Below are 23312 nucleotides of genomic sequence, written 5' to 3'. Positions count from 1 at the left end.
CGAATCCGACCTGAGGACGTTCCACAAGCGGGCCGGGTTCCGTACGGTGGACTCATCGGCGACGACGACGGGGTTGGACTTATGAAGCCACATTATTGGTTCCGCTGGTTGTCCGTGCAGGGCGCGCCTCGTCTCGTCCTGCGCCTGCAGGCGCGTCGCGGTGACCCGTTCGCCGAACTGATGGGCGGACCGGCCGGCTTCGACGACCCCTATCCGCTGATCGAACGTCTGCGCGGCGAGACGAGGCTGTTGCGCACCTCGATCGCGTGGGCGACCTTCGACCACGAGCTGTGCCGCTCCATCCTGCGCGACAGCCGCTTCGGGGTGCGCACCACGGAGAGCTTCAACATTCCCAAGCCGCTGCAGAAGCTCGCCGAGCGCTTCCCCTTGCCGCCGAATCCGGTCGAGCCGCCGTCGATGCTGGTCATCGATCCGCCGGAGCACACAGCCATGCGCAAACCGGTGGCCTCGGCCTTCACCCCGCGCGCGATCCGCAGGCTGCGCGACCGCGTCGAGACGGTCACCGAGGAACTGCTGGACGATCTGCCCGCGCACGGTTCGGCGGACCTGATCCGCTCGTTCGCCGCCCAAGTGCCGATCGCGATCATCTCGGAGATGCTCGGCTTCCCGGACGAGGACAAGGCGCTGTTCCTGGACTGGGGCGATCAGATGACCCCGCTGCTGGACGTCGGCATCCCCTGGCGCGCGCACCGGAAAGCGATGCGGGCCATGGAGGTGATGAACGACTACTTCGACCAGCACATCGAACGGTTGCGTCGCGCGCCGGGCGATGACATCCTCAGCAGCCTGGTCGCCGCGGGCGAACTGGACTCCTACGCGCTCAAGGCCACCGCGAGCCTGCTCATGGGCGCGGGCTTCGAGACGACGGTCAACCTGATCGGCAACGGTGTCGCGCAGTTGCTGGCCCATCCGGATCAGCTGGAGCGGCTGCGCGAGGAGCCGGAGTTGTGGCCGAACGCCGTCGAGGAGATCCTGCGTTTCGACTCCCCGGTGCAGACCACCGCGCGGACCGCGCTGACCGACGTCGAGATCGACGGCATCCGAGTGCGCGAGGGCAACACGGTGGTGCTGTCGCTGGCGGGCGCCAACCGCGATCCCGCGGTCTTCGCCGATCCCGGGCGTTTCGACGTCGGGCGCGACAACGCCAAGGACCACCTGTCGTTCAGCAGCGGCGTGCACGTCTGCCTGGGAGCGAGCTTGGCCAGGATGGAAGGCGTCCACGCCCTGCAAGCCCTGTTCGAGCGGTTCCCCGACCTGCGGCTCGACGGTCCGCTGCGGCGGCGCGCGTTGTTCACCCTGCACGGGTACGAGCGCATGCCGGTGCACCTCGGCCAGCGCGCGCAGGCACCGGAGCCGGTCGTCTGATCAGCCCGTGGTCTTCCAGACGTAGCGGGTCTTCGGGCGCCCGGCCCGGCCGTAGTCGGAGCGGCGGACGACCAACCCGTCGTCGGCCAGCTTCTCCAGATAACGCCATGCGGTGATGCGCGAGACGCCGATCGAGGTCGCGGTGTCCGCGGCCGTCACGCCCTCGGCCTCGGCCGCGCGCACGGTGCGGGAGATCTCGTCGAGGGTCTGCGGCGCGACGCCCTTGGGAGTCGTCGCACGCTGGTCGGGGGTGCGCAGGGCGCTCAACGCCCGGTCGATGTCGTGCTGGGAGATGGCGCTCTCCCCGGCCGGGAGCGCGGTGCGGAACTCGCGGTAGCGGTCCAGTTTGTCCCGAAACGCGGCAAAGGTGAACGGCTTCAGCAGATACAGCACTACGCCGTGCGACACCGCGGTCCGCACCATGGCCAGGTCCCGCGCGGACGTGATGGCGATGACATCCGGGCGCGGCGCCAGGCCGGTCAGCGCGGCGGCGACGTCGAGGCCGCTGGCGTCCGGCAGGCCGATGTCCATCAGCACCAGATCGATCGGCGTGCCCTCGGCCGCGGCGTCGGCCGCCGCGCGCATCGCCTCGCGTCCGGTGTGGGCGACGCCGACGGGTGTGAATCCGGCGATACGTTCCACGTAGGCGCGGTGTGCCTCGGCGATCAGCGGCTCGTCCTCGACGATCAGCACGCGGATCATCGTGCCTCCTTTCGTGGGATCGTCACGGTGACCGCGCTTTCGGGATCCCGTTCGGTGTGGATGCTTCCCCCGTGACGGGCCACCAGCCGGTGGACCAGCGCGAGACCGAGCCCGTGGTGGTCGGCTTTGGTCGAATAGCCGCGCTGGGACGCGCGGGCGAACGTCTCCGCCGACATGCCGGGGCCGCTGTCGGCGACCCGGATGTAGAGCGTGGACTCGTCCGGGCCGTCCGCCCATTGGTAGCGCAGCGTGACCTCCACCCAGCCGGAGGTGCTGTCCGCCGCCGCATCGATCGCGTTGTCGACGAGATTGCCCACCAGCGTGACCGTTTCGTGCGGGGACAGCGGGTCCACCGAGTCGAGCGCGGTGTCGTCGGTGATCGTCAGCTCGATGCCGCGTTCGGCGGCCTGGTTCACCTTGCCGAGCAGCAGAGCGGCCAGGGCGGGCGCGCCCACCGCCGCGAACAGCCGATCGATCAGCGACTGGGACAGCTCCAGTTCCGCCGTGGCGAACTCGACGGCCTCGCGGTGGCGGCCCAGTTCGACCATGGTGACCACGGTGTGCAACCGGTTGGCCGACTCGTGCGCCTGCGCCTGCAACGACGCCGCGAAACTGCGCACGGAATCGAGTTCGCCCATCACCGCCTGCAACTCGGTGTGGTCGCGGATGGTCATCACCGTGCCGATCGCCCGGCCTTCCCACTCCACGGTGTCCTGGTTGACCAGCAGGATCCGGTCGGTGGTCACGTGCATCTCGTCGCGGACGGAGCCCCAGCTCATTCGTTGCAGCGACAGCGGGAGGTCGCTGCGCCGCACGTCGCCCGCGGGCAGGTCGAGCAGACGGCGCGCCTCGTCGTTGACCACCTCGGCATCCTCGCCGGACGCGCCGAACACCACCAGGCCCTCGTGCACCGAATGCAGGACGGCGTCATGGTGCTCGTACATCGCGCGCAACTCGTCCGGCGCCAGGCCGTGGGTCTGCCTGCGCAGCCTGCGGCTCAGCAGGAACGATCCGCCCGCGGCCAGCGCCAGCCCGGCCGCCGCGACGCCGAGGATCAGCGGGAACTGAGTGGCGACCTGGTCGCCGATCTTCGCGCGGGTCACGCCCGCGGAGACCAGAGCGACGATCCGCCCGTTCTCCTGGACCGGAGTCACCGCTCGGATAGAGGGGCCGAGCGTGCCGGTGAAGGTCTCGGTGAAAGTCTCGCCCGCCAGCGCGCGATCGATGTTGCCGCTGAACGGCAGTCCGATCATCGCCGGGTTGGTGTGCGTGTAGCGGGTCCGGTCCGGCGCCATGACCACGATGAAATCCATGCCGGTCTCGCGCCGGATCTCCTCGGTCACCGGCTGCAACAGCGCCGTCGGGTCCGCGCTGTGCAGCGCGTCGATGGTCGAGGGCGCGTCGGCCACGCTCACCGCGACGTCGGTGACCTCCCTGGTGGTGGTGACATCGCTGTCGTGCCTGGCGTCCAGGACCGCGAGCACCACGCCGATCCCGATCATCACCGCCAACACGACCAGCTGGAAGACGAACGCCTGCCCGGCGAGGGAGAGCCGACCGCGTCTCACAAGCTCTGCCTCCGCTGAACGTAATGCACCAAACAGTGACCGGGATCACCCGGCCGACCATCATTCTGCCTGGAAGGCGTGAGCCACTTCGCGTCGGTACCTTTCGAAGGGAAATCCTCGCTATGAGCGACACGACTCGAACGCGGCGCGACCGCACCCATTGGCTCTATCTGTCCGTCATCGTGGCGGTGGTCGCGGGCGTCCTCGTCGGCTGGCTGGCGCCCGGCGCCGCGCAGTCGTTCGCCCCGCTGGGAACCATTTTCGTCAATCTCATCAAGATGATGATCGCTCCCGTCATCTTCTGCACCATCGTGCTCGGGATCGGCTCGGTGCGCGCGGCGGCCACCGTCGGCAAGGTCGGCGGACTGGCCATCGGCTACTTCCTGGTCATGTCGACCATCGCGCTCGGCATCGGTCTGGTCGTCGGCAACCTGCTGCAACCCGGCGCGGGACTGAACATCGCCAATTCGGCCAAAGCCGGTCACAACCTCGCTGATACCGCGCACAGCGCGGGCGGTACCTGGGAGTTCGTCCAGAACATCGTGCCGTCCACGCTGCTGTCCTCGCTCACCACCGGCAACGTGCTGCAGGCGCTGTTCGTCGCGCTGCTGGTCGGATTCGCGGTACAGGCCATGGGCACGACGGGCGAGCCGATCCTGCGCGGCGTGGCGTTGCTGCAGAAACTCGTGTTCCGCATCCTGGTGATGATTCTGTGGCTGGCGCCGATCGGCGCGTTCGGCGCGATCGCCAACGTGGTCGGCAAGACCGGCCTGGACGCCGTGGCGAAGCTGGGCACGCTGATGCTCGCGTTCTACCTCACCTGCGTCGTGTTCGTGTTCGGCGTGCTCGGTCTGCTGCTGTGGAGCGTGTCGCGGGTGTCGATCTTCAAGCTGGTCCGCTACCTCGCGCGGGAGTACCTGCTGATCGTCGCGACCTCGTCGTCGGAATCGGCGCTGCCACGGCTGATCGCGAAGATGGACCACATGGGTGTCGAGCGCACCACGGTTGGCGTCGTCGTGCCCACCGGCTATTCGTTCAACCTGGACGGCACCGCCATCTACCTGACCATGGCATCGCTGTTCATCGCGGAGGCGATGGGCAAGCCGCTGTCCATCGGCGAGCAACTCGGGCTGCTGGTGTTCATGATCATCGCGTCCAAGGGCGCTGCGGGCGTCACCGGCGCGGGGCTGGCCACGCTGGCGGGCGGATTGCAGAGTCATCGGCCCGAGTTGCTCGACGGTGTCGGCTTGATCGTCGGCATCGACCGCTTCATGTCCGAGGCGCGGGCGCTGACCAACTTCTCCGGCAACGCGGTCGCCACGGTGCTGATCGGCACCTGGACCAAGACCGTCGACGTGGATCGGGTGCGCGAAGTGCTCGATCGCAAGTTGCCGTTCGACGAGCGGACCATGGTCGACGACGACCACGGGACGCCCGCGCAGGCGCAGGAATCCGAGACCAAGGATCTGGTCCAGGCATAGCGTGCGCACGACGAAGGGCCCGCAGGATCTGCGGGCCCTTCGTGGCGTCCGGGGATCACGCCTCCCACTTCTCCGGGTGCAGATGGTGCTGGGTGAGGGCATTGGCGTGGCCGTGCCCGAAACCGTGCTCGGTCTTCAGCCACTCGACGAGTTCCTTGTGTGCGGTCAAACCGGTCTCGCGCATGGCGGCCTTCCACTCTTCGATGGTGCGGCCGTACTTGGCCTCGATAGAGGGGAAGTAGGACGCGGGGCCGTGCGGCTTGGTCGCCATGGTCGATCTCCTTGCTCGTCGTGCGTTCGATGGTGCAGACGGGGCAGCTGCCGGAAAATCATCGCACCGGCCCGTCATACCGCCGCGGTCCGCGCGCCGTCGGCCACACGGTGCTCCTCGACGAGAAGTCCACCGGTCAGCGCGGGCAAGTCGGCGATCGTCTCCGCCGTCGCCGAGCAGGGGTTCGCCCAGCTCACCGCCGTTCTGCGGCGGGCACACGCGGAAGCCTCGGGCGCCGCGGGCTCGCTGCCGCGGGTCGCGCGAGCCTACTCGGACTTCGCGGTGGCGAATCCGGCGCTCTACGACGCGGCTCGCCGCCGTGGGCGCGGCGCGGGCCCGACGTCCGTGTCGGCATGCCCGTCGCCGGTAGCGTGGGGGTATGGCTGATGTGGTGGTGGTCGGCTCCGGACCGAACGGCCTCGCCGCCGCGGTGATCCTGGCTCGGGCGGGGCTCGCCGTGGAGGTGTACGAGGCAGAGGCGACGGCCGGAGGTGGGTCCCGTACGGCGGAACTCACTCTGCCCGGCTACCGGCACGATCTGTGCGCGGGCGCGCATCCGATGGCGGCGGCCGCGCCGCTGTTCCGCGCGTTCGACCTGTCCGCGCACGGTGTCGAGTTGCTCGCACCGGAGGTCTCCTACGCGCATCCGCTCGACGGCGGTGTGGCCGGACTGGCCTGGCGAGACCTGGATCGGACGGTCGACGACCTCGGTGTCGACGGCCCGGCGTGGCGCAAATTGTTCGCTCCGCTGGTGCGGCACTGGCCGGACGTGGTCGACATCGCGATGTCGGATCTGCGCCGCATCCCGTCCGGGCTCGCGACCTCGATCCGTTTCGGCCTGCGCACCCTGGAGCAGGGCTCGCCGCTGTGGGACATCAGGTTTCGCGACCAGGTCGCGCCCGCCCTGCTGACCGGCATCGCCACCCACGCGATCATTCCCCCGCGCGCCGTCACCGCCGCGGGCGCGGCGCTGTTGCTCGGCACACTGGCCCATGTCGAAGGCTGGGTGATTCCGCGCGGCGGCAGTCAGGCGATTCCCGACGCCCTCATCGCCGAACTCGAACGTCTCGGCGGCCGGGTGCACACCGGCCACCGGGTCGACTCGATCGACGAGTTCGCCGGCGCCCGCGCCGTTCTCCTCGACCTCGCCCCGGCCGAACTGCTGCGTATCGCCGGGCATCGGTTGCCCGCCCGGTACGCGAAGCGCCTCCGGCGTTTCCGGTACGGCGGCGCGGCGTGCAAGATCGACTTCGCCCTTTCCGGTCCGGTGCCGTGGCGAGCCGAGGGCTGCGCGCTGGCCGGAACGGTGCACGTGATCGGCACCCGCGCCGAGGCCATGGCCGCCGAGCACGCCGTGGCCATGGGACGACACGCCGACAGGCCCTACGTGCTGTCCATCCAGCCGGGCGTGGTCGATCCCACTCGCGCGCCCGAGGGCGGCCACACGTTCTACACCTACGCACACGTGCCCAACGGCTCCACCCGCGATGTCAGCGAGGAAGTGATCGGCCAGGTCGAGCGGTTCGCGCCGGGTTTCCGCGATCTGATCCTCGCCGAGAACGTGATCACCGCCGCCGAAATGCCCTCGCACAACGCCAACTACGTCGGCGGCGACATCTCGGCGGGCGCGATGACCATGCGCCAGTTCGCCTTCCGCCCCGCTCCGCGCTGGAACCCATACGCGACACCGATTCCCGGTGTCTATCTCTGCTCGTCCGCGACGCCCCCGGGCCCCGGGGTCCACGGTATGTGCGGGCTGCACGCCGCGCGCCACGCCCTGCGCGACCGCTTCGACATCCGCACCGATCCGCTCGACCTCTTACGCACCCCGGCTTTCCAGCATCGCTGAGGACTGCCCCGGTCGCCGGTCGCTAACTCGTGGCGGGCTCGGTGCGGTAGAGATCGGGTTCGAGGTAGATGACGCGCGCCGCGGGTACCGCCACGCGGACGCGGGCCTCGGCCTCGTCGATGGCACCGGCGATCGCCGCGATGTCGAGTCCGGGAACGACGCCGACCTTCGCCGCCACGAGCAGTTCCTCCGGGCCGAGGTACTGCGTCTTGAGGTGGATCACCCGGTCGATGCGGGTCCGGTCGACCAGGTTCGCGCGGATCAGCCGGTTCTCCTGCGGCGTGGCGCCCTCGCCGATCAACAGGCTCTGCATCTCCACGATCAGCACGATCGCGATGACGCCGAGCAGCCCGCCGATGGCCAGCGTGCCGACGCCGTCCCAGACCGGATCGTCGGTGAGCATGGTCAGGCCGACGCCCGCGAACGCGAAGACCAGGCCGATCAGCGCGCCGGTGTCCTCCAGCAGCACCACCGGCAGCTCGGGGCTGCGCGAATTGCGGATGAACCGCCACCAGCTCGCGTCACCCTTGAGCGGCGCGGACTCGCGCACCGCGGTGGTGAAACTGTATGACTCCAACGCGATCGCGATCACCAGGATGATCACCGCCACGATCGGCGAACTCAGCTCCTCCGGATGCTGGATCTTGTGGATGCCCTCGTAGATGGCGTAGCCGGAGCCGAGGGTGAACAGCACCAGCGCCACGATGAACGAATAGAAGTAGCGGTTGCGCGCATAGCCGAAGGGGTGCAGCTCGTCGGCTTCCTTCGCGGCGCGCTGCTGGCCCAGCAGCAGCAGTGCCTGGTTGCCCATGTCGGCCACGGAGTGCACGGCCTCGGCGAGCATCGATCCCGAGCCCGTGATCGCCGCACCGACGAACTTCGCCGCGGCGATCCCCGCGTTCGCGGACAACGCCGCGATGATCGCCTTCTTGCCACCGCCAGCCGACATGGAAGCATGTCCTCTCTGTTTTCGAGATACCCGCGAACAGACTAGGACACCTGGAATCCGGCGTTCCGGATCGGTCAGCCGGTCGCGCCGACGGACGCGCAGAACAGCTGGACGTCGCCGTCCACCGCTTGGGCGCGGATATCGGTGTCCACGGCGGAGATCCACGCCGCGCCGCCCCGGGTGAGCTCCAGCGACGAGTCGTTCCGGAACAGCCGCACCGTTCCCGCGGTGCACAGCACGATGCCCGGTCCCGCCGCGGTCAGCGGCACCCGGGCGGAACCCGCGACCAGGTCGAAGCGGCGCAGCGCGAACTCCGGTGCGGGCGTGCGATAGCGCACCGACCCGTCACCGGCGGGCTCGGGTAGCACGGCAGGCAAGTCGATCGGCTCGAAATCCAGCACCCGCAACAGTTCCGGCACGTCGACGTGCTTGGGGGTGAGCCCGCCGCGCAGCACGTTGTCGGAGTTGGCCATGATCTCCACGCCCACCCCGCGCAGGTAGGCGTGCAGATTGCCGGCCGCGAGGAACAATCCTTGGCCCGGCTCCAGGGTCACCCGGTTCAGCAGCAGCACCGCCAGCACGCCCGCGTCGCCCGGATAGGCCTCGGCCAATTCGAGGGTCGTGCGGGCCTCGGCCGTGAACTCACGGGCGCCCTTGCCCGACAGATACCGCACGCAGCCGTCGAGCACCTCGGGCAGCAGCGTGGTCAGCACGTGGTGCGGCAGCGTGATCCAGGTGGTGAACAGCGTGCGCAGGCCCGCCTTGTCCGGTTGCGCGGCAAGCAGTTCGCAGTAGGGGCGCAATCCGTCCACCGCCAGTGCGCGCAGCAGTGCGACGGTGCGGTGCGGATCGCGGAAACCGGCCAGCGCCTCGAACCGGTCCAGCGCGACGACCAGCTCGGGCTTGTGGTTCTCGTCGCGGTAGTTGCGCAGTGGGGAGTCCAGCGGCACCTTCGCCTGGTTCTCCCGCGCGAAGCCGGCCCGCGCCTGCTCCGTGCTCGGGTGCGCCTGCAGCGACAGCGGCTCCTCGGCGGCCAGGATCTTGAGCAGGAACGGCAGCTTCGCGTCGAATCGTTCTGCGGCCGAGCCCAGTTCCCGGCTCGGGTCGGCGGCGATCAGTTCCAGCAGCGAGGTGGTGCGGTCACCGGTTTTCACGTGCGCCGGATCGGCCGGGTGGGCGCCGAACCACAGTTCGGCCTCCGGATGCGCCGACGGCACCGGCCTGCCACACAGCTGAGCGAGCGCGGTGCGCGAGCCCCAGGCATACGAGCGCAGCGCACCAACGAGTTCGTGCACTAGTAGCTTCCCCCGTACTGCCCCTGGCTGTCGGCCGCGGCGGTCCGCGAGCCGAGCAGCCGCAGGTAGGCGGCGGCCATCTCCAGCCGCAGCGCGAGCACCGCGAGCTGTTCGAGTTCGGTGCCGTTCGCCTGCGCGGACTCCTCGGCATGGGTCTGCGCGGGCGCGGCGGGGTCGGTCATCTCGGTGTGCAGCAGGTCGACGTCGGCGTTCACCAGATCGGCGTCCACCAGGTTCCCGCCCTCGCCACCGAACACCGCGATGCGACGGCGTGCCGCCGCCCGGTCGCGATCGGCGCTGAGCACGAACACCCGGACGCGCTCGACGGGCGCGGGCCCGTCCAACTCCTCGTCGTGGAACATCGGGTCGAAGTCGGGCGCGGATTCGCCTGCCGCTTCGGCCATCCGGGTCCGCGCGGCCACGGCCTCGGCCAGATCCACCGCGGTGGCGACCTTGCCCGCGGACTGCAACAGCACCTCGGCGCCGTGCTCGGCCAGTTCGGCGGCGGCGGGCGAATCGCCCGCGAGCACGATGCCCCGCTGCTGCATCCGGGCGGCCAGCGTCTTGGCGGGGTTGTGGAAGACCTCGTTGTGCGGGCCGTCGCGTAGCGCCTCCGCGTCCAGCACGTCGGCCAGGTCGGCGAGTTCCGGGACCGCGGCGCCGGTGCGCTGGGGGTCGACCGCGCGCAGAACCGCGATTCCGGCGGCCAGGAAGCGCAACAGGCGGTTGTACCCGAGAACTTGGACCCTGGGTTCCAGGACGGCGGCGCGTCCGGCCGCGGCGGCGCGCAGCGGCCCCTCGTGCGGCGCGGCGACGACCACCTCGGCGCCGCGACGCAGCGCCCGGTCGACGGCGTCGATCAGGCGCGGATCACCCGCGTCGTCACCGGAGACCAGGACGACATCCAGCGGCCCCACCCACGGCGGCAGGGCGGCGGCGGGCACGACGGGGAGGCCTGCGCGGTCGCCGAGCGCGGCTACGAGCAGTCCGGCGGCACGTGCGGCACGTCCGGAACCGGAGACCAGCACCACGCTGCGCGGTCGCAGATCGGCCAGCCGGGCCAGCGCGTCCTCACCGACGGCCGCCGCGGTGGCGCGCACCTGGGCGCCGCCAGAGGCGGCCGAGCGAAGGGCGCCGCCTGCGTCGGCGGCTTCGAGTGAAGCGGCATCGTCGAGGTCGAGCACCGGTGTTCCAGCGATCATCGGGCGTTCCACCTCCCCTCATCGCGCTGTGTCTTTTCCGCCCCCGCGCCCACCCGGTCCAGCTGCCACACCGAGACCGAGTCGGGCGAATCCAAGGCCTGTGATTCCACTATTCCAGTCAGGAGCGCACGATGCTCAGGATCTCGGTCACGAGTGCGTCTACTTCCTCCGCCGATCGGGCCTCGACGTTCAGCCGGAGCAACGGCTCGGTGTTCGACGCGCGCAGGTTGAACCAGGCGTTGTCGGCCAATTGCACGGTCACCCCGTCCAGCCGGTCCACCGAGTGCGCCCGGTCGGCGAAGGCGTCCACCACGGCCAGCGTCCGCTCTCCGGCGTCGGCGACGGTGGAGTTGATCTCGCCGGACGCCGCGTAGGTGGCGTAGGACGCCATCAGTTCCGACACCGGCCGGTCCTTCTCGCCCAGTGCGGCCAGCACGTGCAACGCCGCGAGCATTCCGGAGTCGGCGCCCCAGAAGTCGCGGAAGTAGTAGTGCGCGGAGTGTTCGCCGCCGAACACCGCTCCGGTGGCTGCCATCTCCTGCTTGATGAAGGAATGGCCGACCCGGGTGCGTACCGGCGTCCCGCCCAGTTCGTGCACCAGCTCCGGTACCGCGCGGGAGGTGATCAGGTTGTGGATGATCACCGCGCCGGGCTCCTTGGCCAGTTCGCGCTCGGCGACCAGGGCGGTGATCGCCGACGGCGCCACCGGGTCGCCGTTCTCGTCCACCACGAAGCAGCGGTCGGCGTCGCCGTCGAAGGCGAGGCCGATGTCCGCGCCGGACTCGCGGACCAGCTTCTGCAGGTCCACCAGGTTCGCCGGGTCCAGCGGGTTGGCCTCGTGGTTCGGGAAGGTGCCGTCCAGCTCGAAGTACAGCGGCACGATCGTCACCTGGGGCAGCGTGCCGAGCACCGCGGGCACCGTGTACCCGCCCATGCCGTTGCCCGCGTCCACCGCGATGGTGAGCGGGCGGATATCGCCGAGATCGACCAGGCCGCGCAGGAAGTCGGCGTACTCGGTGAGCAGGTTCGATTCGGTCGCGCTGCCGCGCTCGCCCGAGTACGCGGGCACGCCGTCGACGAGCTCGTTCTTGATGGCGGCCAGGCCGGTGTCCTGCCCGACCGGAAGGGCCTTGGCGCGGCACAGCTTGATGCCGTTGTAGCGGGCCGGGTTGTGGCTGGCGGTGAACATGGCGCCCGGGCAGTCCAGGCGGCCGGAGGCGAAGTACAGCTGGTCGGTCGAGGCGAGGCCGATGTGCACCACGTCGAGGCCCTGGCCGAGCACGCCGTCGGCGAAGGCGGCCGACAGCTCGGGGGAGGAATCCCGCATGTCGTGACCGATGACGATCCGGTTCGCGCCCTCGGCGCGCATCAGCCGTGCGAAGGAGGCGCCGACGTCCCTGACGAATTCCGCGTCGATCTGATCACCGACCACACCGCGAACGTCGTAGGCCTTGATCACCGCGTTCACGAGTTCGGCAGAGCGGGCGACTGTCATGCCCAATACCCTAGTGGTTGCGCCGGACCGGTCCGACACCGTCCTCGTCCGATCAGGACGGCGGGTCGGGCAGCACGCGCAGATGGCCGCGGCGACCCGTTCGTGTGGTGCGCGGCGGCGGGGGAGCGTAGTCGCGATAGCCACGCTGTTCGCGCTCCGGTGGGCGGCGGCGCAACCCCGCCTCCCGCACCGCCTCGGCCAGCGCGGTCAGGTCGTCGTCGTCCGGTGTGCTGGAGGAGAATCCGCCTTCGTGGCGAACCAGTTCCCAGCCCTTCGGAGCGGTGATGCGTGAGCCGTGCGTTTCGCAGAGATCCCAGGAGTGCGGTTCGGCGACCGTCGCGAGTGGTCCGACCACCGCCGTCGAGTCCGAGTACACATAGGTGAGCGTCGCGACGGCCGGATTCTTGCAGCCTGGTCGGCAGCAACGACGCATGGGAATCACGCCGATGAGAGTAACCCCCCTGGCGCGTCGATGGGGACAGACACGCTTGAAGAATCTCGGTCCGTGCGTCGCGGAACGAGGGCAGCACGACCTCCCACAGGGCCGTGACGGGCCCTGCGGTGATCTGGACGACGTGCGCCGAACGCGCGGGCGACGGCCGCCGGTGCGCGACATCAGCGGTGCGTCGTGGCGTGGGTTCACGGAGTACCCAGCCGGCGACCGGCCTACACGCCCGCGCCTGCCCCGCAACGGCATTCGAGAGCCGCCGCCCCTCGGATGGGTGCGATTCACTCCGCTTCCGGGTCGATCACGTCCGGATCGACGCCGAGGTAGGTCGCGACCTGCTGGACCAGGACTTCGCGCAACAGATCCACCAGGTCGTCGGGGTCGCTGGCGCGCAGCTCGAGCGGCTTGCGGAACAGCACCACCCGCGCCCTGGTCGCCGCCCCGTGCCGGTCGACGCCCGCCGGGATGAGCCGAGAGAGGGGAACCGGGCCGTCGGCCACGACCTCGTCCGGCCAGGTGACCGAATCGGGGTGCAGCGGACGGATTTTCGGAACGTCGTCGACCGCGATGTCGAGCTTGGTGAGCCGGTCGTGCCAGCGGGAGTCCAAGGGGGCGAACGCCTCCAGCACCAGCCGGTCGAACTTCTGGCCTCGGGTCCGCCAAGCGGGCACAGTGGGTGGCAGCATCGGTCCGCGCACTCCGCGGCCGCGGCGGATCACCGACCGCGCGGTCGGCGGTCGACGCTTACGGGAACGTGCCATGAGAGAAAATCTAGGCCAGTCGGCTCCGGTCGTCCGCATCGAGGCGGTCGGGAACTGTCCGGTCGTGTCGCGCGTGCCCGGAGCGCCACGGTGGGCGGCGGCTCCGGGCATCGCGGATGTCTGTCAGCCGATGCCGCGCTTGAGGCGGCGGCGCTCCCGCTCGGAGAGGCCGCCCCAGATGCCGAAGCGCTCATCGTGCGCCAGCGCGTATTCCAGGCACTCGTCGCGTACCTCGCAGCCCATGCAGATCCGCTTGGCCTCGCGGGTGGAGCCGCCCTTCTCGGGGAAGAACGCCTCCGGATCGGTCTGCGCGCACAGGGCGCGCTCCTGCCACTGCTCTTCGATGGATTCGAACATCTCGTCGAAGCCGGTCACGACCAGGCTGAGCCGGGGCGCCGTGACTCCGTCACCCCCCTCTTGGTCCTTCCAGCCGCCGTTATCTGCGCAGACGCCACGTGCTGCGCCTGCTGTGGAATCGGTCGGCGAGACCATCTCGTTGGCCATCGCTCCGCCTCCTCACTGTGTGTTAGCGCAGAATGATTCTTTCCGTCGGACCAACACGCATACCGACGGCCATACCCCGCGACGTTGTCCCGCGGACGTCCCCGAGCTTGTCATACCCATGCGAACACTTGTTCGAAATGCTGTTCGCGCGTAGATCTCTCGCGCGAACCCGGAATGACATGTCTGTGATTAGACACGCCGGACGCTGCGATGGTCAAGCCGCCGTCGCTATTCCGTTACTATCCGCAGCCGCATTCCGAGTCGCTCTTGTGATCTGCGATAGCAAATGTATAGCAAATTTGCCGCGAACGGGAGCCTTCGCGTCAGCGCATAGGCTGTGCGGATGTGACTGGACAACAAGCGGACGCCACGCTCGCCAACGGACCCCGGATCGCCGTGCTGGTCGGCGGTGTCGGTGGCGCGCGTTTCCTTCAGGGCGTCCGGGAGCTGCTGCCCGAGGCGGACGTCTCCGCGATCGTGAACGTCGGCGACGACGTCTGGATGCATGGACTTCGGATCTGCCCCGACCTCGACACCTGCATGTATACCCTCGGCGGCGGCATCGATACGGAGCGCGGCTGGGGCCGGGTCGGCGAGACCTGGCACGCCAAGGAGGAACTCGCGAAATACCATGCCCAGCCGGACTGGTTCGGCTTGGGGGACCGCGATATCGCCACGCATCTCATCCGCACCGAAATGTTACGCGCCGGATACCGGCTCTCCACGGTCACCGAGGCGCTGTGCAACCGGTGGCAGCCGGGCGTGAAACTGATCCCGGCAACCGACGATCGCTGTGAAACGCATGTCGTGGTGTCGGATCCGGACAAGCCTGGCGAACGACGCGCGATCCATTTTCAAGAGTGGTGGGTTCGCTACCGCGCGAACATCGACACCCATGGATTCGCCACAATTGGCGCCGATGAAGCCAAACCTGCCCCAAATGTGATCGATATCATAGAATCCGCCGACGTGGTCCTCCTCGCGCCGTCGAACCCCGTCGTGAGCATCGGCGCCATCCTCGCCGTGCCCGGTATCCGGGGCGCGCTGCGCACCACTCCGGCGAAGGTGATCGGCGTGTCCGGGGTGATCGACGGCAAGCCGCTGCGCGGTATGGCCGACGAGTGCCTCTCCGTCATCGGCGTGGAGACGACGGCCGAGGCGATCGGCCGGTACTACGGCGCACGCTCCGCCACCGGCATCCTGGACGGCTGGCTGATCCACAGCACCGACACCGCCGAGGTGCCCGGGGTCGAGGTGCGTAGCGTGCCGTTGTTGATGACCGACCCGCCGACCACCGCCGAAATGGTGCGTCAGGCGCTGGATCTCGCTGGAGTCGCCCTGTGAGCACACCGACCGACCACGCGGCCGGAGAGCTGCGCATCCTGCCCGTCACCGGGCTGCCCGAATTCCGGCCCGGCGACGACCTCGCCGAGCACATCGCCCGCTGCGCGCCCTGGTTGGCCCACGGTGACGTGCTCGTGGTCACCAGCAAGATCGTCGCCAAGGTCGAGGGACGCATCGTGGAAGCGCCGCTGGACCCCGAGGAGCGCGACGCGGTCCGGCGCAGGCTCGTCGACCAGGAGGCGGTGCGGGTGCTCGCCCGCAAGGGCCGGACCCTCATCACCGAGAACAAGCTGGGCATCGTGCAGGCGGCCTCCGGTGTCGACGGCTCGAACGTGGAGAAGGGGGAGCTCGTGCTGCTGCCCACCGACCCGGACGCCAGCGCCAAGGCGCTGCGGGCCGCGCTCGCCGAACGGCTGGGCGTGACGGTCGCGGTGGTCGTCACCGACACGATGGGCCGAGCCTGGCGCAATGGGCAGACCGACGCGGCCATCGGCGCCGCGGGCTTGCGGGTGCTGCACGACTACGCGGGCGCGGTCGACGGCCAGGGCAACGAGCTCTTCGTCACCCAGGTGGCCGTGGCGGACGAGCTGGCCGCCGCCGCGGACCTGGTCAAGGGCAAGCTCGGGGGTGTCCCGGTCGCCGTAGTGCGCGGGCTGCCGATCGTCGACGACGGATCGGGCGCCGCCGATCTCCTGCGCGGCGGCATCGACGACCTGTTCTGGCTGGGCACCGCGGAGGCCATCGAACGCGGTCGCAAGGAGGCGATTCTCCTGCGTCGCTCGATTCGCCAGTTCGCCGACGTGCCGGTCGATCCCGAACTGATCCGCTCGGCCGTGTCGGTCGCGCTGACCGCGCCCGCACCGCACCACACCCGTCCCGTGCGGTTCGTGTGGCTGCGCACGCCGGAGCTGCGCGCTCGTCTGCTCGAGGCGATGGCGGAGAAATGGCGCACCGATCTGACCGCGGACGGCCTGCCGCCGGAGCGGATCGAGCGCAGGGTCGCGCGTGGGCGCATTCTGTTCGACGCACCCGAGGTGATCATTCCGTTCTGTGTGCCGGACGGCGCGCACGACTACCCGGACGAGCGCAGGCGAGCGAACGAACGCACCATGTTCACGGTCGCGGTGGGAGCGGCGGTGCAGGGCCTGCTGGTCGCTTTGGCCACCGAGGGCATCGGCAGCTGCTGGATCGGGTCGACGATCTTCGCCCCCGAGATCACCCGGGACGTGCTGGGCGTGGCCGAGGACTGGAGTCCGCTGGGCGCCATCGCCATCGGTCATCCGCTCGAAGAGCCGACCCCGCGGCAGCCCGCGGGCGCGGGATCCGGGCTGGTCGAGCTGTGAAGCGCCTCGACTCCGCAGTGCGAGAGTGTCGCCGGTGAGCGCGGAGTCGCTGCACGCTTCGGCCACCGAGTTACTCGAGACCTGGTGTCCCGGAACAGATCCGGAGCGATCGCTGCGGGAAGCGATGCTGGCCTTCCTCGGTTCGGCCCCGCGTGGTTGCCTGCGTGAGCACGCGCCGGGCCACATCACCGCCTCCGCGGTCGTCTTCTCCCACGACGGCCGCGAGGTGCTGCTCACTCTGCACCCGCGAGTCGGACGCTGGATCCAGCTCGGCGGCCACTGCGAAGAGCGGGACGAGACGGTCGCGGGCGCCGCGCTGCGCGAAGCGACCGAGGAATCCGGCATCGCGAACCTACGGCTGGAACCAGGGCTCTACGGCGCCCAGGCGCATCCGATCACCTGCTCGCTCGGTGTTCCCACCAGACACCTCGACCTGCTGTTCCGCATCACTGCCCCCGCGGGCGCGATCCCGGTACGCAGCCACGAATCCACCGACCTGCGCTGGTGGCCGGTGAACGCGCTACCCGCCGACGCCGACGTGCTGCTGCGCTGAGCCGGTCCCTTCATCCCACGCCGAGCCCCGGGCGGAGTTGTCTCCGGCCGGGGCTCGGTTCGTTGGACCCGGAGGCGCGTTTACAAAATGCGTGATTTGTCTAGACATGTGACAAATGTACGTATATCGTCCAGAAGTGAGGTAATGCACGTCACATGTGGCGTGCCCTTCGGGAATGGAGACAACGATGTCGACGCACGCGGACGTGTCCGCTCAGCCGGTGGAGGTGCCGGCCTGGCGGGATCGCAAGCGCTACATGTGGCTGTGGGGCCTGTTCGCTCCGGCCGGCCTGTTCATCATCGGTCTGCCGCTGATCTGGGGGCTGAACGAGTTGGGCTGGCATCGCCTCGCGCAGGTGCCGTTCTGGCTCGGACCCATCCTGGTCTACGTGTTGATCCCGATCGCGGACATCTTCTTCGGCCCGGACGGCGACAACCCGCCGGACGAGGTGATGGAGTACCTGGAGAACGACAAGTACTACCGCTACCTCACCTACCTGTACCTGCCGTTCCAATACGCCACGCTGGTGATGGCGGCCTATCTGATCACCGCCGACAACGTGAGCTGGCTCGGCATCGATGGCGGGCTGCACCTGGTGGACAAGATCGGGCTGGCGATCACGGTCGGCATGATCGGCGGCATCGGTATCAACACCGCACACGAACTCGGCCACAAGAAGGTGGACCTGGAGCGCTGGCTGTCGCGGATCGCACTGGCCCAGTCGTTCTACGGGCACTTCTACATCGAGCACAACCGCGGCCACCACGTGCGCGTCGCGACGCCCGAGGACCCGGCGAGTTCCCGTGTCGGCGAGACGTTCTGGGCCTTCTGGCCGCGCACGGTATGGGGCAGCCTGAAGTCGTCCTGGCAGCTGGAGAAGGCCCGGCTGGACCGCCTCGGCAAGAAGCCGTGGAGCCTGCGCAACGAAGTACTCAGCGCCTGGCTGATGTCGGCGGTGCTGTTCGCGGCCTTGGTCGCGGTGTTCGGCATCGAGCTGCTGCCGTACCTGATCTTGCAAGCCGTGGTGGGATTCAGCCTGCTGGAGGCGGTCAACTACCTGGAGCACTACGGCCTGGTGCGGCAGCGCACGGCGAGCGGCCGGTACGAGCGGCCCGCCCCGGTGCACAGCTGGAACAGCGACCACATCGTCACCAATATCTTCCTGTACCACCTGCAGCGGCACAGCGATCATCACGCCTATCCGACCCGTCGCTATCAGACGCTGCGCAGCTGGGACGGCGCGCCCAACCTGCCGAGCGGCTATGCCAGCATGATCATGCTCGCCTACTTCCCGCCGCTGTGGCGTCGCGTCATGGACAAGCGTGTGCTCGCGCACTATGACGGTGACATCACCCGGGCCAACATAGATCCCGGCAAGCGGGAGAAAGTGCTGGCGCGCTATAGCTCGGGTCGGGCGGAAAACGCTGCCGGAAAGGACGCGGCGTGAGCGCGTATCGCTGCCCCGTCTGTGACTACGTCTTCGACGAGGCGAAAGGTGAGCCGCACGAGGGTTTCCCGCCGGGCACCCGGTGGGAGACGGTGCCGGAAGACTGGTGCTGCCCGGATTGCGGCGTGCGGGAGAAAATCGACTTCGAACCGATAGGGGCCACGAAATGAACGAGTACAAGCTCTATCAATGCATCCAGTGCGGCTTCGAATACGACGAAGCCGAGGGCTGGCCGGAGGACGGCATCGCGCCGGGAACCCGCTGGGACGACATTCCCGACGACTGGACCTGTCCGGACTGCGGCGCCGCCAAGGCGGATTTCTTCATGGTCGAAATCGAACGGTCGTGAGATTTTGACTGCGGCAGGCGCCCGTGACAGTGTCGCGGGTATGCCGCGCACCGGAACCAGGATTCCCTACCAGGAGGCCGCGCGGGACCTGCTGCGGACGTCGGTCCTGGACGCGATGCGCGAGCTGCTCACCGAGCGGGATTGGTCCAAGATCACGCTCGGCGACGTCGCCGCCAGGGCGGGCGTGAGCAGGCAGACCCTGTACAACGAGTTCGGTTCACGCGGAGGCCTCACCGAGGCCTACGCCCTGCGCCTGGCCGACTTCCTGGTCGATCACGTCGACGCCGCCATCAACGGCAACGTCGGTGACGTCCGCGCGGCGTTCCGCGACGGCATGGCGAACTTCTTCTTCGACGCGGCCTCCGACCCGCTGGTGCAGTCGCTGGTCGCGGGTGAGGTGAAGCTGGATCTGCTGCGCCTGATCACCCTGGACGCGGGGCCGTTGCTCGAGCACGCGACCGAGCGGCTGTCGCGCGCCTTCCAGCACAGCTGGGTGGCGTCGACGGAGGCCGAATCGGACGTCATCGCGCACGCGCTGGTGCGGGTCGCCCTCAGTTACATCCCCACTCCGCCCGGGCCGGGGCGGGACGCGCCCGCGGAATTGAGCGCGCTGCTGAGTCCCTACGTCGAAGCGATCCTCGCCGCGCGCGTGCGGAGCTGAGCCCGGGCAAGCAACCAGCTCGCGACTGGCGCATATGCAGCACATTGAAAACCGACTGCGCGGCTTGTAATAGCGATCGGGTTTCAACCGACGGCATGGGTGTAACGGACGGCAAGCCAACAAGTATTCTCAGTCGACGGTGTCCGGGTCTTCTTTGAGTGGGGCAAAAGTGCAAACGGTTGGCAAATCGGTGGGATCGCCCGATTCCAAACGCCATCTGTGGGTTCTCGGCTTGCTTCCGCCTGCGTCCGCGTTGCTGCCATCGCAATTGGTGCTGCATACCGGACTCGATGTCTTCTGGTGGATCGGCCCGATCATCGTGCTGATCGTGATCCCGCTGCTGGACTGGTCGATCGGCGTGGACGGCACCAATCCGAGGGACGAGGACTACGAGCGGCTCTCCAACGACCGGTACTACCGGTGGTGCACCTATCTGATGCTCCCCGTGCAGCTGATCGGCTTGGTGATCGCGAGTTACATGTGGGCCGGGGACGAACTGAGCGTGGTCGACAAGCTGGGTCTGGCCGCCACTCTCGGATTCGTCAGCGGTATCGGCATCAACGCCGCCCACGAGCTCGGGCACCGGGTCGAGCGCCTGGAGCGCTGGCTGGCCAAGATCGCGCTCGCCCAGTCCGGATACGGGCACTTCTTCGTCGAGCACAATCGCGGCCATCACGTGCGCGTGGCTACTCCGGAGGATCCGGCCAGCGCGCGCCTCGGCGAGTCGCTGTGGGAGTTCTTGCCACGCAGCGTGTCCGGAAGTTTCCGCTCGGCGATCGCCTTGGAGCGCGAGCGGCTCGCACGCAAGGGCAAGAGTTGGTGGAGCGTGCAGAACCACATCCTGCAGGCCTGGTCGATGACGCTCGGGCTGTTCGGCGCCTTGGTCGCGGCGTTCGGCTACCAGGTGCTGCCCTGGCTGCTGTTGCAGGCCGTGATCGGCTTCGGCCTGCTGGAGACGGTGAACTACGTCGAGCACTACGGCCTGCTGCGGGCGCGCCGCCCGAACGGCAGCTACGCCCGCTGCTCACCGCGCGACAGCTGGAACAGCGACCACCTGGTCACCAACATCTTCCTGTTCCACCTGCAGCGGCACAGCGATCACCACGCCAACCCGGGCCGCCGCTACCAGACGCTGCGCACCTCCGAGCAGGCCCCGCAACTGCCCGCGGGCTACGCCGCCATGATCGTGCTGGCCGCCGTCCCGCCGCTGTGGCGGCGGATGATGGACGGCCGCGTCCTCGCCCACTACGGCGGCGACATCACACTGGCGAACATTCAGCCGCGTAAGCGGCATCGCATCCTGGCGGCCCGCGGCGTCACGGCGTGAGCCGAGTCCGAGGCCGGTCCGCCCGTGGGAGGGACGGCCGCGTAAACCGCACCCCGTCGTGAGCGACTAGCCTTGCCTCGGTACTTGCCGAACCAGGAGAGGCTGATGACCACCTCAGAACTTCGCACGTCGTTGACCGCCGATGTCCGCAACGGCATCGACTACAAGGTGGCGGATCTGTCGCTGGCCGATTTCGGCCGCAAAGAGATCCGTCTGGCCGAACACGAGATGCCCGGTCTGATGGCGCTGCGCCGTGAGTACGCCGAGGTGCGGCCGCTGCAGGGCGCGCGCATCTCCGGCTCGCTGCACATGACCGTGCAGACCGCGGTGCTGATCGAGACCCTGACCAGCCTCGGCGCCGAGGTCCGCTGGGCCTCCTGCAACATCTTCTCCACCCAGGACCACGCGGCGGCCGCCGTGGTCGTCGGCCCCAACGGCACCGTCGAGGAGCCGAAGGGCACCCCGGTGTTCGCCTGGAAGGGCGAGACCCTGGAGGAGTACTGGTGGGCCGCCGAGCAGATGCTCACCTGGCCGGGCGAGCCGGCCAACATGATCCTCGACGACGGCGGCGACGCCACCATGCTCGTGCTGCGCGGCGCGCAGTTCGAGAAGTCGGGCGTGGTGCCGCCGGAGGACGAGAACCACTCCGCCGAGTACAAGGTCTTCTTGAACCTGCTGCGCGAGCGCTTCGAGTCCGACCGCGGCAAGTGGAGCAAGATCGCCGAATCGGTGCGCGGCGTCACCGAGGAGACCACCACCGGCGTGCTGCGGCTCTACCAGTTCGCGGCGGCGGGCGAACTGGTGTTCCCCGCGATCAACGTCAACGACTCGGTCACCAAGAGCAAGTTCGACAACAAATACGGCACCCGCCACTCGCTGATCGACGGCATCAACCGCGGCACCGACGTGCTCATCGGCGGCAAGAAGATATTGATCTGCGGCTACGGCGATGTCGGCAAGGGCTGCGCGGAATCGCTTGCCGGACAGGGCGCCCGGGTGCAGGTCACCGAGATCGACCCGATCAACGCGCTGCAGGCGCTGATGGACGGCTACGACGTGGTGACCGTGGAGCAGGCGATCGGCGAGGCCGACATCGTCATCACCGCGACCGGCAACAAGGACATCATCACCCTCGACCACATGAAGGCGATGAAGGACCAGGCCATCCTCGGCAACATCGGTCACTTCGACAACGAGATCGACATGGCGGCGCTGGAGCGTTCCGGCGCAACGAAATTGACGATCAAGCCGCAGGTCGACCTGTGGACGTTCAAGGAATCCGGCCGCTCGATCCTGGTGCTGTCGGAGGGGCGTCTGCTCAACCTCGGCAACGCGACCGGCCACCCGTCGTTCGTGATGTCGAACAGCTTCTCCAACCAGGTGATCGCGCAGATCGAGCTGTGGACCAAGCCGGAGGAGTACGACAACGAGGTCTACCGGCTGCCGAAGCACCTGGACGAAAAGGTCGCGCGCATCCACGTCGAAGCGCTCGGCGGCGAGCTGACCAAGCTCACCAAGGACCAGGCCGAGTACATCGGCGTCGACGTCGAGGGCCCGTACAAGCCGGATCACTACCGCTACTGAACGAGCTGCCGGTGTCCCGTCGACGGTCGGCGGGACACCGGCGCCCGCCACCTCGCGCCCGCTCGCAGCGCCCGGCATCCACGCTGGTCAGCCGCTGTGGGCGTCCGGTGTGAGGCGGGGTAGTGTGCCTGGTCATGGGAGTGCTGATAGCGGTCGAAGGACTCGACGGCGCCGGTAAGCGGACGCTGATCGAGCGGGTGGTCGCCGATCTGCGTGGTCGCGGACTGCGCGTCGCGACGACGGCCTTCCCGCGCTACCGCGTCTCGGTGCACGCCGATCTGGCCGCCGAGGCGCTGCGCGGCGCGCACGGCGACCTCGCGGGCTCGGTCAGCGGCATGGCTCTGCTGTTCGCGCTGGACCGCGCGGACGCCGCGGACGAGCTGTCGAAACTGTTGGCCGACAACGATGTTGTGCTACTCGATCGCTATGTCGCTTCCAACGCCGCCTATTCGGCCGCCCGGCTGGGGCAGTCGGCGGACGGCGAAATCGTGTCATGGGTGGGCGAATTGGAGTTCGGCAGATTCGCTCTGCCCGAGCCCGCGCTGCAAGTGTTGCTGGACGTGCCCACCGAGCTCGCCGCCGAGCGTGCCCGCAGGCGTGGCGAACTCGACGCCGGACGCGCGCTCGACGCCTACGAACGCGACGGCGGTCTGCAGCATCGCACCGGCGCGGTGTACCGTGAGCTGGCCGAACGCGACTGGCGCGGACCCTGGTGGACATACCGATCCGAGGACGGTCCGGCTACGCTGGCCGCGCGCATCGCCGAAATCGTTGGTCGATAAGGTTGGTTGTG

The 23312-nt window shown here is 68.8% G+C and carries 24 protein-coding genes; 13 read left to right on the top strand and 11 right to left on the bottom strand.

The window, feature by feature from the left end; translation table 11 throughout:
* Nucleotides 1–81 precede the first annotated feature (81 nt).
* Nucleotides 82–1386, top strand: coding sequence for a cytochrome P450 (locus ACWEH3_RS22195; protein ID WP_450020837.1), 1305 nt, complete (start codon nucleotides 82–84; stop codon nucleotides 1384–1386).
* Here the strand turns inward: ACWEH3_RS22195 and ACWEH3_RS22190 are convergent, their stop codons facing one another.
* Together ACWEH3_RS22190 and ACWEH3_RS22185 are read right to left on the bottom strand one after the other, a co-directional pair.
* Entirely contained in the window at nucleotides 1387–2088 is a 702-nt protein-coding gene (locus tag ACWEH3_RS22190; RefSeq protein WP_450020835.1) for a response regulator, read from the bottom strand.
* Nucleotides 2085–3590, bottom strand: a complete 1506-nt coding sequence (locus ACWEH3_RS22185) for an ATP-binding protein (protein WP_450020870.1) — start codon at nucleotides 3588–3590, stop codon at nucleotides 2085–2087. The genes ACWEH3_RS22190 and ACWEH3_RS22185 overlap by 4 nt, the downstream gene beginning before the upstream one ends.
* 188 nt (nucleotides 3591–3778) lie before the next feature.
* Here ACWEH3_RS22185 and ACWEH3_RS22180 point away from each other — a divergent pair, with 188 nt between their 5' ends.
* Nucleotides 3779–5137: a cation:dicarboxylate symporter family transporter gene (locus tag ACWEH3_RS22180; RefSeq protein WP_450020833.1), complete on the top strand. Its 1359-nt coding sequence runs from the start codon at nucleotides 3779–3781 to the stop codon at nucleotides 5135–5137.
* A gap of 55 nt (nucleotides 5138–5192) precedes the next feature.
* Here ACWEH3_RS22180 and ACWEH3_RS22175 read toward each other — a convergent pair whose 3' ends face one another.
* Nucleotides 5193–5408, bottom strand: coding sequence for a DUF4287 domain-containing protein (locus ACWEH3_RS22175; protein ID WP_450020831.1), 216 nt, complete (start codon nucleotides 5406–5408; stop codon nucleotides 5193–5195).
* A 74-nt stretch (nucleotides 5409–5482) separates the two neighbouring features.
* Entirely contained in the window at nucleotides 5483–5605 is a 123-nt protein-coding gene (locus ACWEH3_RS22170) for a hypothetical protein (RefSeq protein WP_450020829.1), read from the bottom strand.
* A 182-nt stretch (nucleotides 5606–5787) separates the two neighbouring features.
* On the opposite strand from ACWEH3_RS22170, the gene ACWEH3_RS22165 reads away from it, so the two are divergent.
* Nucleotides 5788–7257: a phytoene desaturase family protein gene (locus tag ACWEH3_RS22165; protein WP_450020827.1), complete on the top strand. Its 1470-nt coding sequence runs from the start codon at nucleotides 5788–5790 to the stop codon at nucleotides 7255–7257.
* 22 nt (nucleotides 7258–7279) lie between these two features.
* Here ACWEH3_RS22165 and ACWEH3_RS22160 read toward each other — a convergent pair whose 3' ends face one another.
* The 7 genes from ACWEH3_RS22160 to ACWEH3_RS22130 form a co-directional block, all read right to left on the bottom strand.
* Nucleotides 7280–8206: a cation diffusion facilitator family transporter gene (locus tag ACWEH3_RS22160; protein WP_450020825.1), complete on the bottom strand. Its 927-nt coding sequence runs from the start codon at nucleotides 8204–8206 to the stop codon at nucleotides 7280–7282.
* Between the two features lie 74 nt (nucleotides 8207–8280).
* Nucleotides 8281–9501: a mannose-6-phosphate isomerase, class I gene (gene manA / locus ACWEH3_RS22155; protein WP_450020823.1), complete on the bottom strand. Its 1221-nt coding sequence runs from the start codon at nucleotides 9499–9501 to the stop codon at nucleotides 8281–8283.
* A complete protein-coding gene (locus ACWEH3_RS22150; RefSeq protein ID WP_450020821.1) occupies nucleotides 9501–10703 on the bottom strand; it encodes a tobH protein in 1203 nt (400 codons plus the stop codon). The genes manA and ACWEH3_RS22150 overlap by 1 nt, the downstream gene beginning before the upstream one ends.
* A 118-nt stretch (nucleotides 10704–10821) precedes the next feature.
* The gene (locus ACWEH3_RS22145) at nucleotides 10822–12198 is read right to left on the bottom strand and encodes a phosphomannomutase/phosphoglucomutase (protein ID WP_450020819.1); all 1377 of its coding nucleotides are present in this window, start codon (nucleotides 12196–12198) and stop codon (nucleotides 10822–10824) included.
* Nucleotides 12199–12250: 52 nt separating this feature from the next.
* Nucleotides 12251–12631 (bottom strand): DUF3499 domain-containing protein, encoded by a 381-nt coding sequence (locus ACWEH3_RS22140; protein ID WP_039800382.1) that lies wholly within the window; start codon nucleotides 12629–12631, stop codon nucleotides 12251–12253.
* 296 nt (nucleotides 12632–12927) lie between these two features.
* Nucleotides 12928–13407, bottom strand: a complete 480-nt coding sequence (locus ACWEH3_RS22135; protein ID WP_168434228.1) for a metallopeptidase family protein — start codon at nucleotides 13405–13407, stop codon at nucleotides 12928–12930.
* A gap of 123 nt (nucleotides 13408–13530) precedes the next feature.
* Nucleotides 13531–13764 (bottom strand): WhiB family transcriptional regulator, encoded by a 234-nt coding sequence (locus ACWEH3_RS22130; protein ID WP_029901515.1) that lies wholly within the window; start codon nucleotides 13762–13764, stop codon nucleotides 13531–13533.
* 492 nt (nucleotides 13765–14256) lie between these two features.
* On the opposite strand from ACWEH3_RS22130, the gene cofD reads away from it, so the two are divergent.
* The 10 genes from cofD (at nucleotide 14257) to ACWEH3_RS22080 (ending at nucleotide 23301) form a co-directional block, all read left to right on the top strand.
* Entirely contained in the window at nucleotides 14257–15255 is a 999-nt protein-coding gene (gene cofD / locus ACWEH3_RS22125) for a 2-phospho-L-lactate transferase (RefSeq protein WP_450020817.1), read from the top strand.
* Complete coding sequence (locus tag ACWEH3_RS22120) at nucleotides 15252–16598, top strand: coenzyme F420-0:L-glutamate ligase (RefSeq protein WP_450020815.1); 1347 nt, start codon at nucleotides 15252–15254, stop codon at nucleotides 16596–16598. The genes cofD and ACWEH3_RS22120 overlap by 4 nt, the downstream gene beginning before the upstream one ends.
* Before the next feature lie 34 nt (nucleotides 16599–16632).
* Nucleotides 16633–17151, top strand: a complete 519-nt coding sequence (locus ACWEH3_RS22115; protein WP_450020813.1) for an NUDIX hydrolase — start codon at nucleotides 16633–16635, stop codon at nucleotides 17149–17151.
* Nucleotides 17152–17338: 187 nt separating this feature from the next.
* Nucleotides 17339–18598, top strand: coding sequence for an alkane 1-monooxygenase (locus tag ACWEH3_RS22110; protein WP_450020811.1), 1260 nt, complete (start codon nucleotides 17339–17341; stop codon nucleotides 18596–18598).
* Nucleotides 18595–18768, top strand: a complete 174-nt coding sequence (locus ACWEH3_RS22105; RefSeq protein WP_450020809.1) for a rubredoxin — start codon at nucleotides 18595–18597, stop codon at nucleotides 18766–18768. The genes ACWEH3_RS22110 and ACWEH3_RS22105 overlap by 4 nt, the downstream gene beginning before the upstream one ends.
* Complete coding sequence (locus tag ACWEH3_RS22100) at nucleotides 18765–18947, top strand: rubredoxin (protein WP_355077147.1); 183 nt, start codon at nucleotides 18765–18767, stop codon at nucleotides 18945–18947. Before ACWEH3_RS22105 ends, ACWEH3_RS22100 begins: the two co-directional genes overlap by 4 nt.
* Before the next feature lie 40 nt (nucleotides 18948–18987).
* A complete protein-coding gene (locus ACWEH3_RS22095) occupies nucleotides 18988–19608 on the top strand; it encodes a TetR family transcriptional regulator (RefSeq protein WP_450020807.1) in 621 nt (206 codons plus the stop codon).
* Nucleotides 19609–19798: 190 nt separating this feature from the next.
* The gene (locus ACWEH3_RS22090) at nucleotides 19799–20935 is read left to right on the top strand and encodes an alkane 1-monooxygenase (protein WP_450020805.1); all 1137 of its coding nucleotides are present in this window, start codon (nucleotides 19799–19801) and stop codon (nucleotides 20933–20935) included.
* A gap of 105 nt (nucleotides 20936–21040) precedes the next feature.
* Nucleotides 21041–22519 (top strand): adenosylhomocysteinase, encoded by a 1479-nt coding sequence (gene ahcY / locus ACWEH3_RS22085; protein ID WP_450020803.1) that lies wholly within the window; start codon nucleotides 21041–21043, stop codon nucleotides 22517–22519.
* A gap of 134 nt (nucleotides 22520–22653) precedes the next feature.
* Entirely contained in the window at nucleotides 22654–23301 is a 648-nt protein-coding gene (locus ACWEH3_RS22080; protein WP_450020801.1) for a dTMP kinase, read from the top strand.
* Nucleotides 23302–23312 lie beyond the last annotated feature (11 nt).

Source organism: Nocardia sp. NPDC004718 (assembly GCF_053601535.1).
This window is presented reverse-complemented; position numbering and strand designations above follow the sequence as displayed.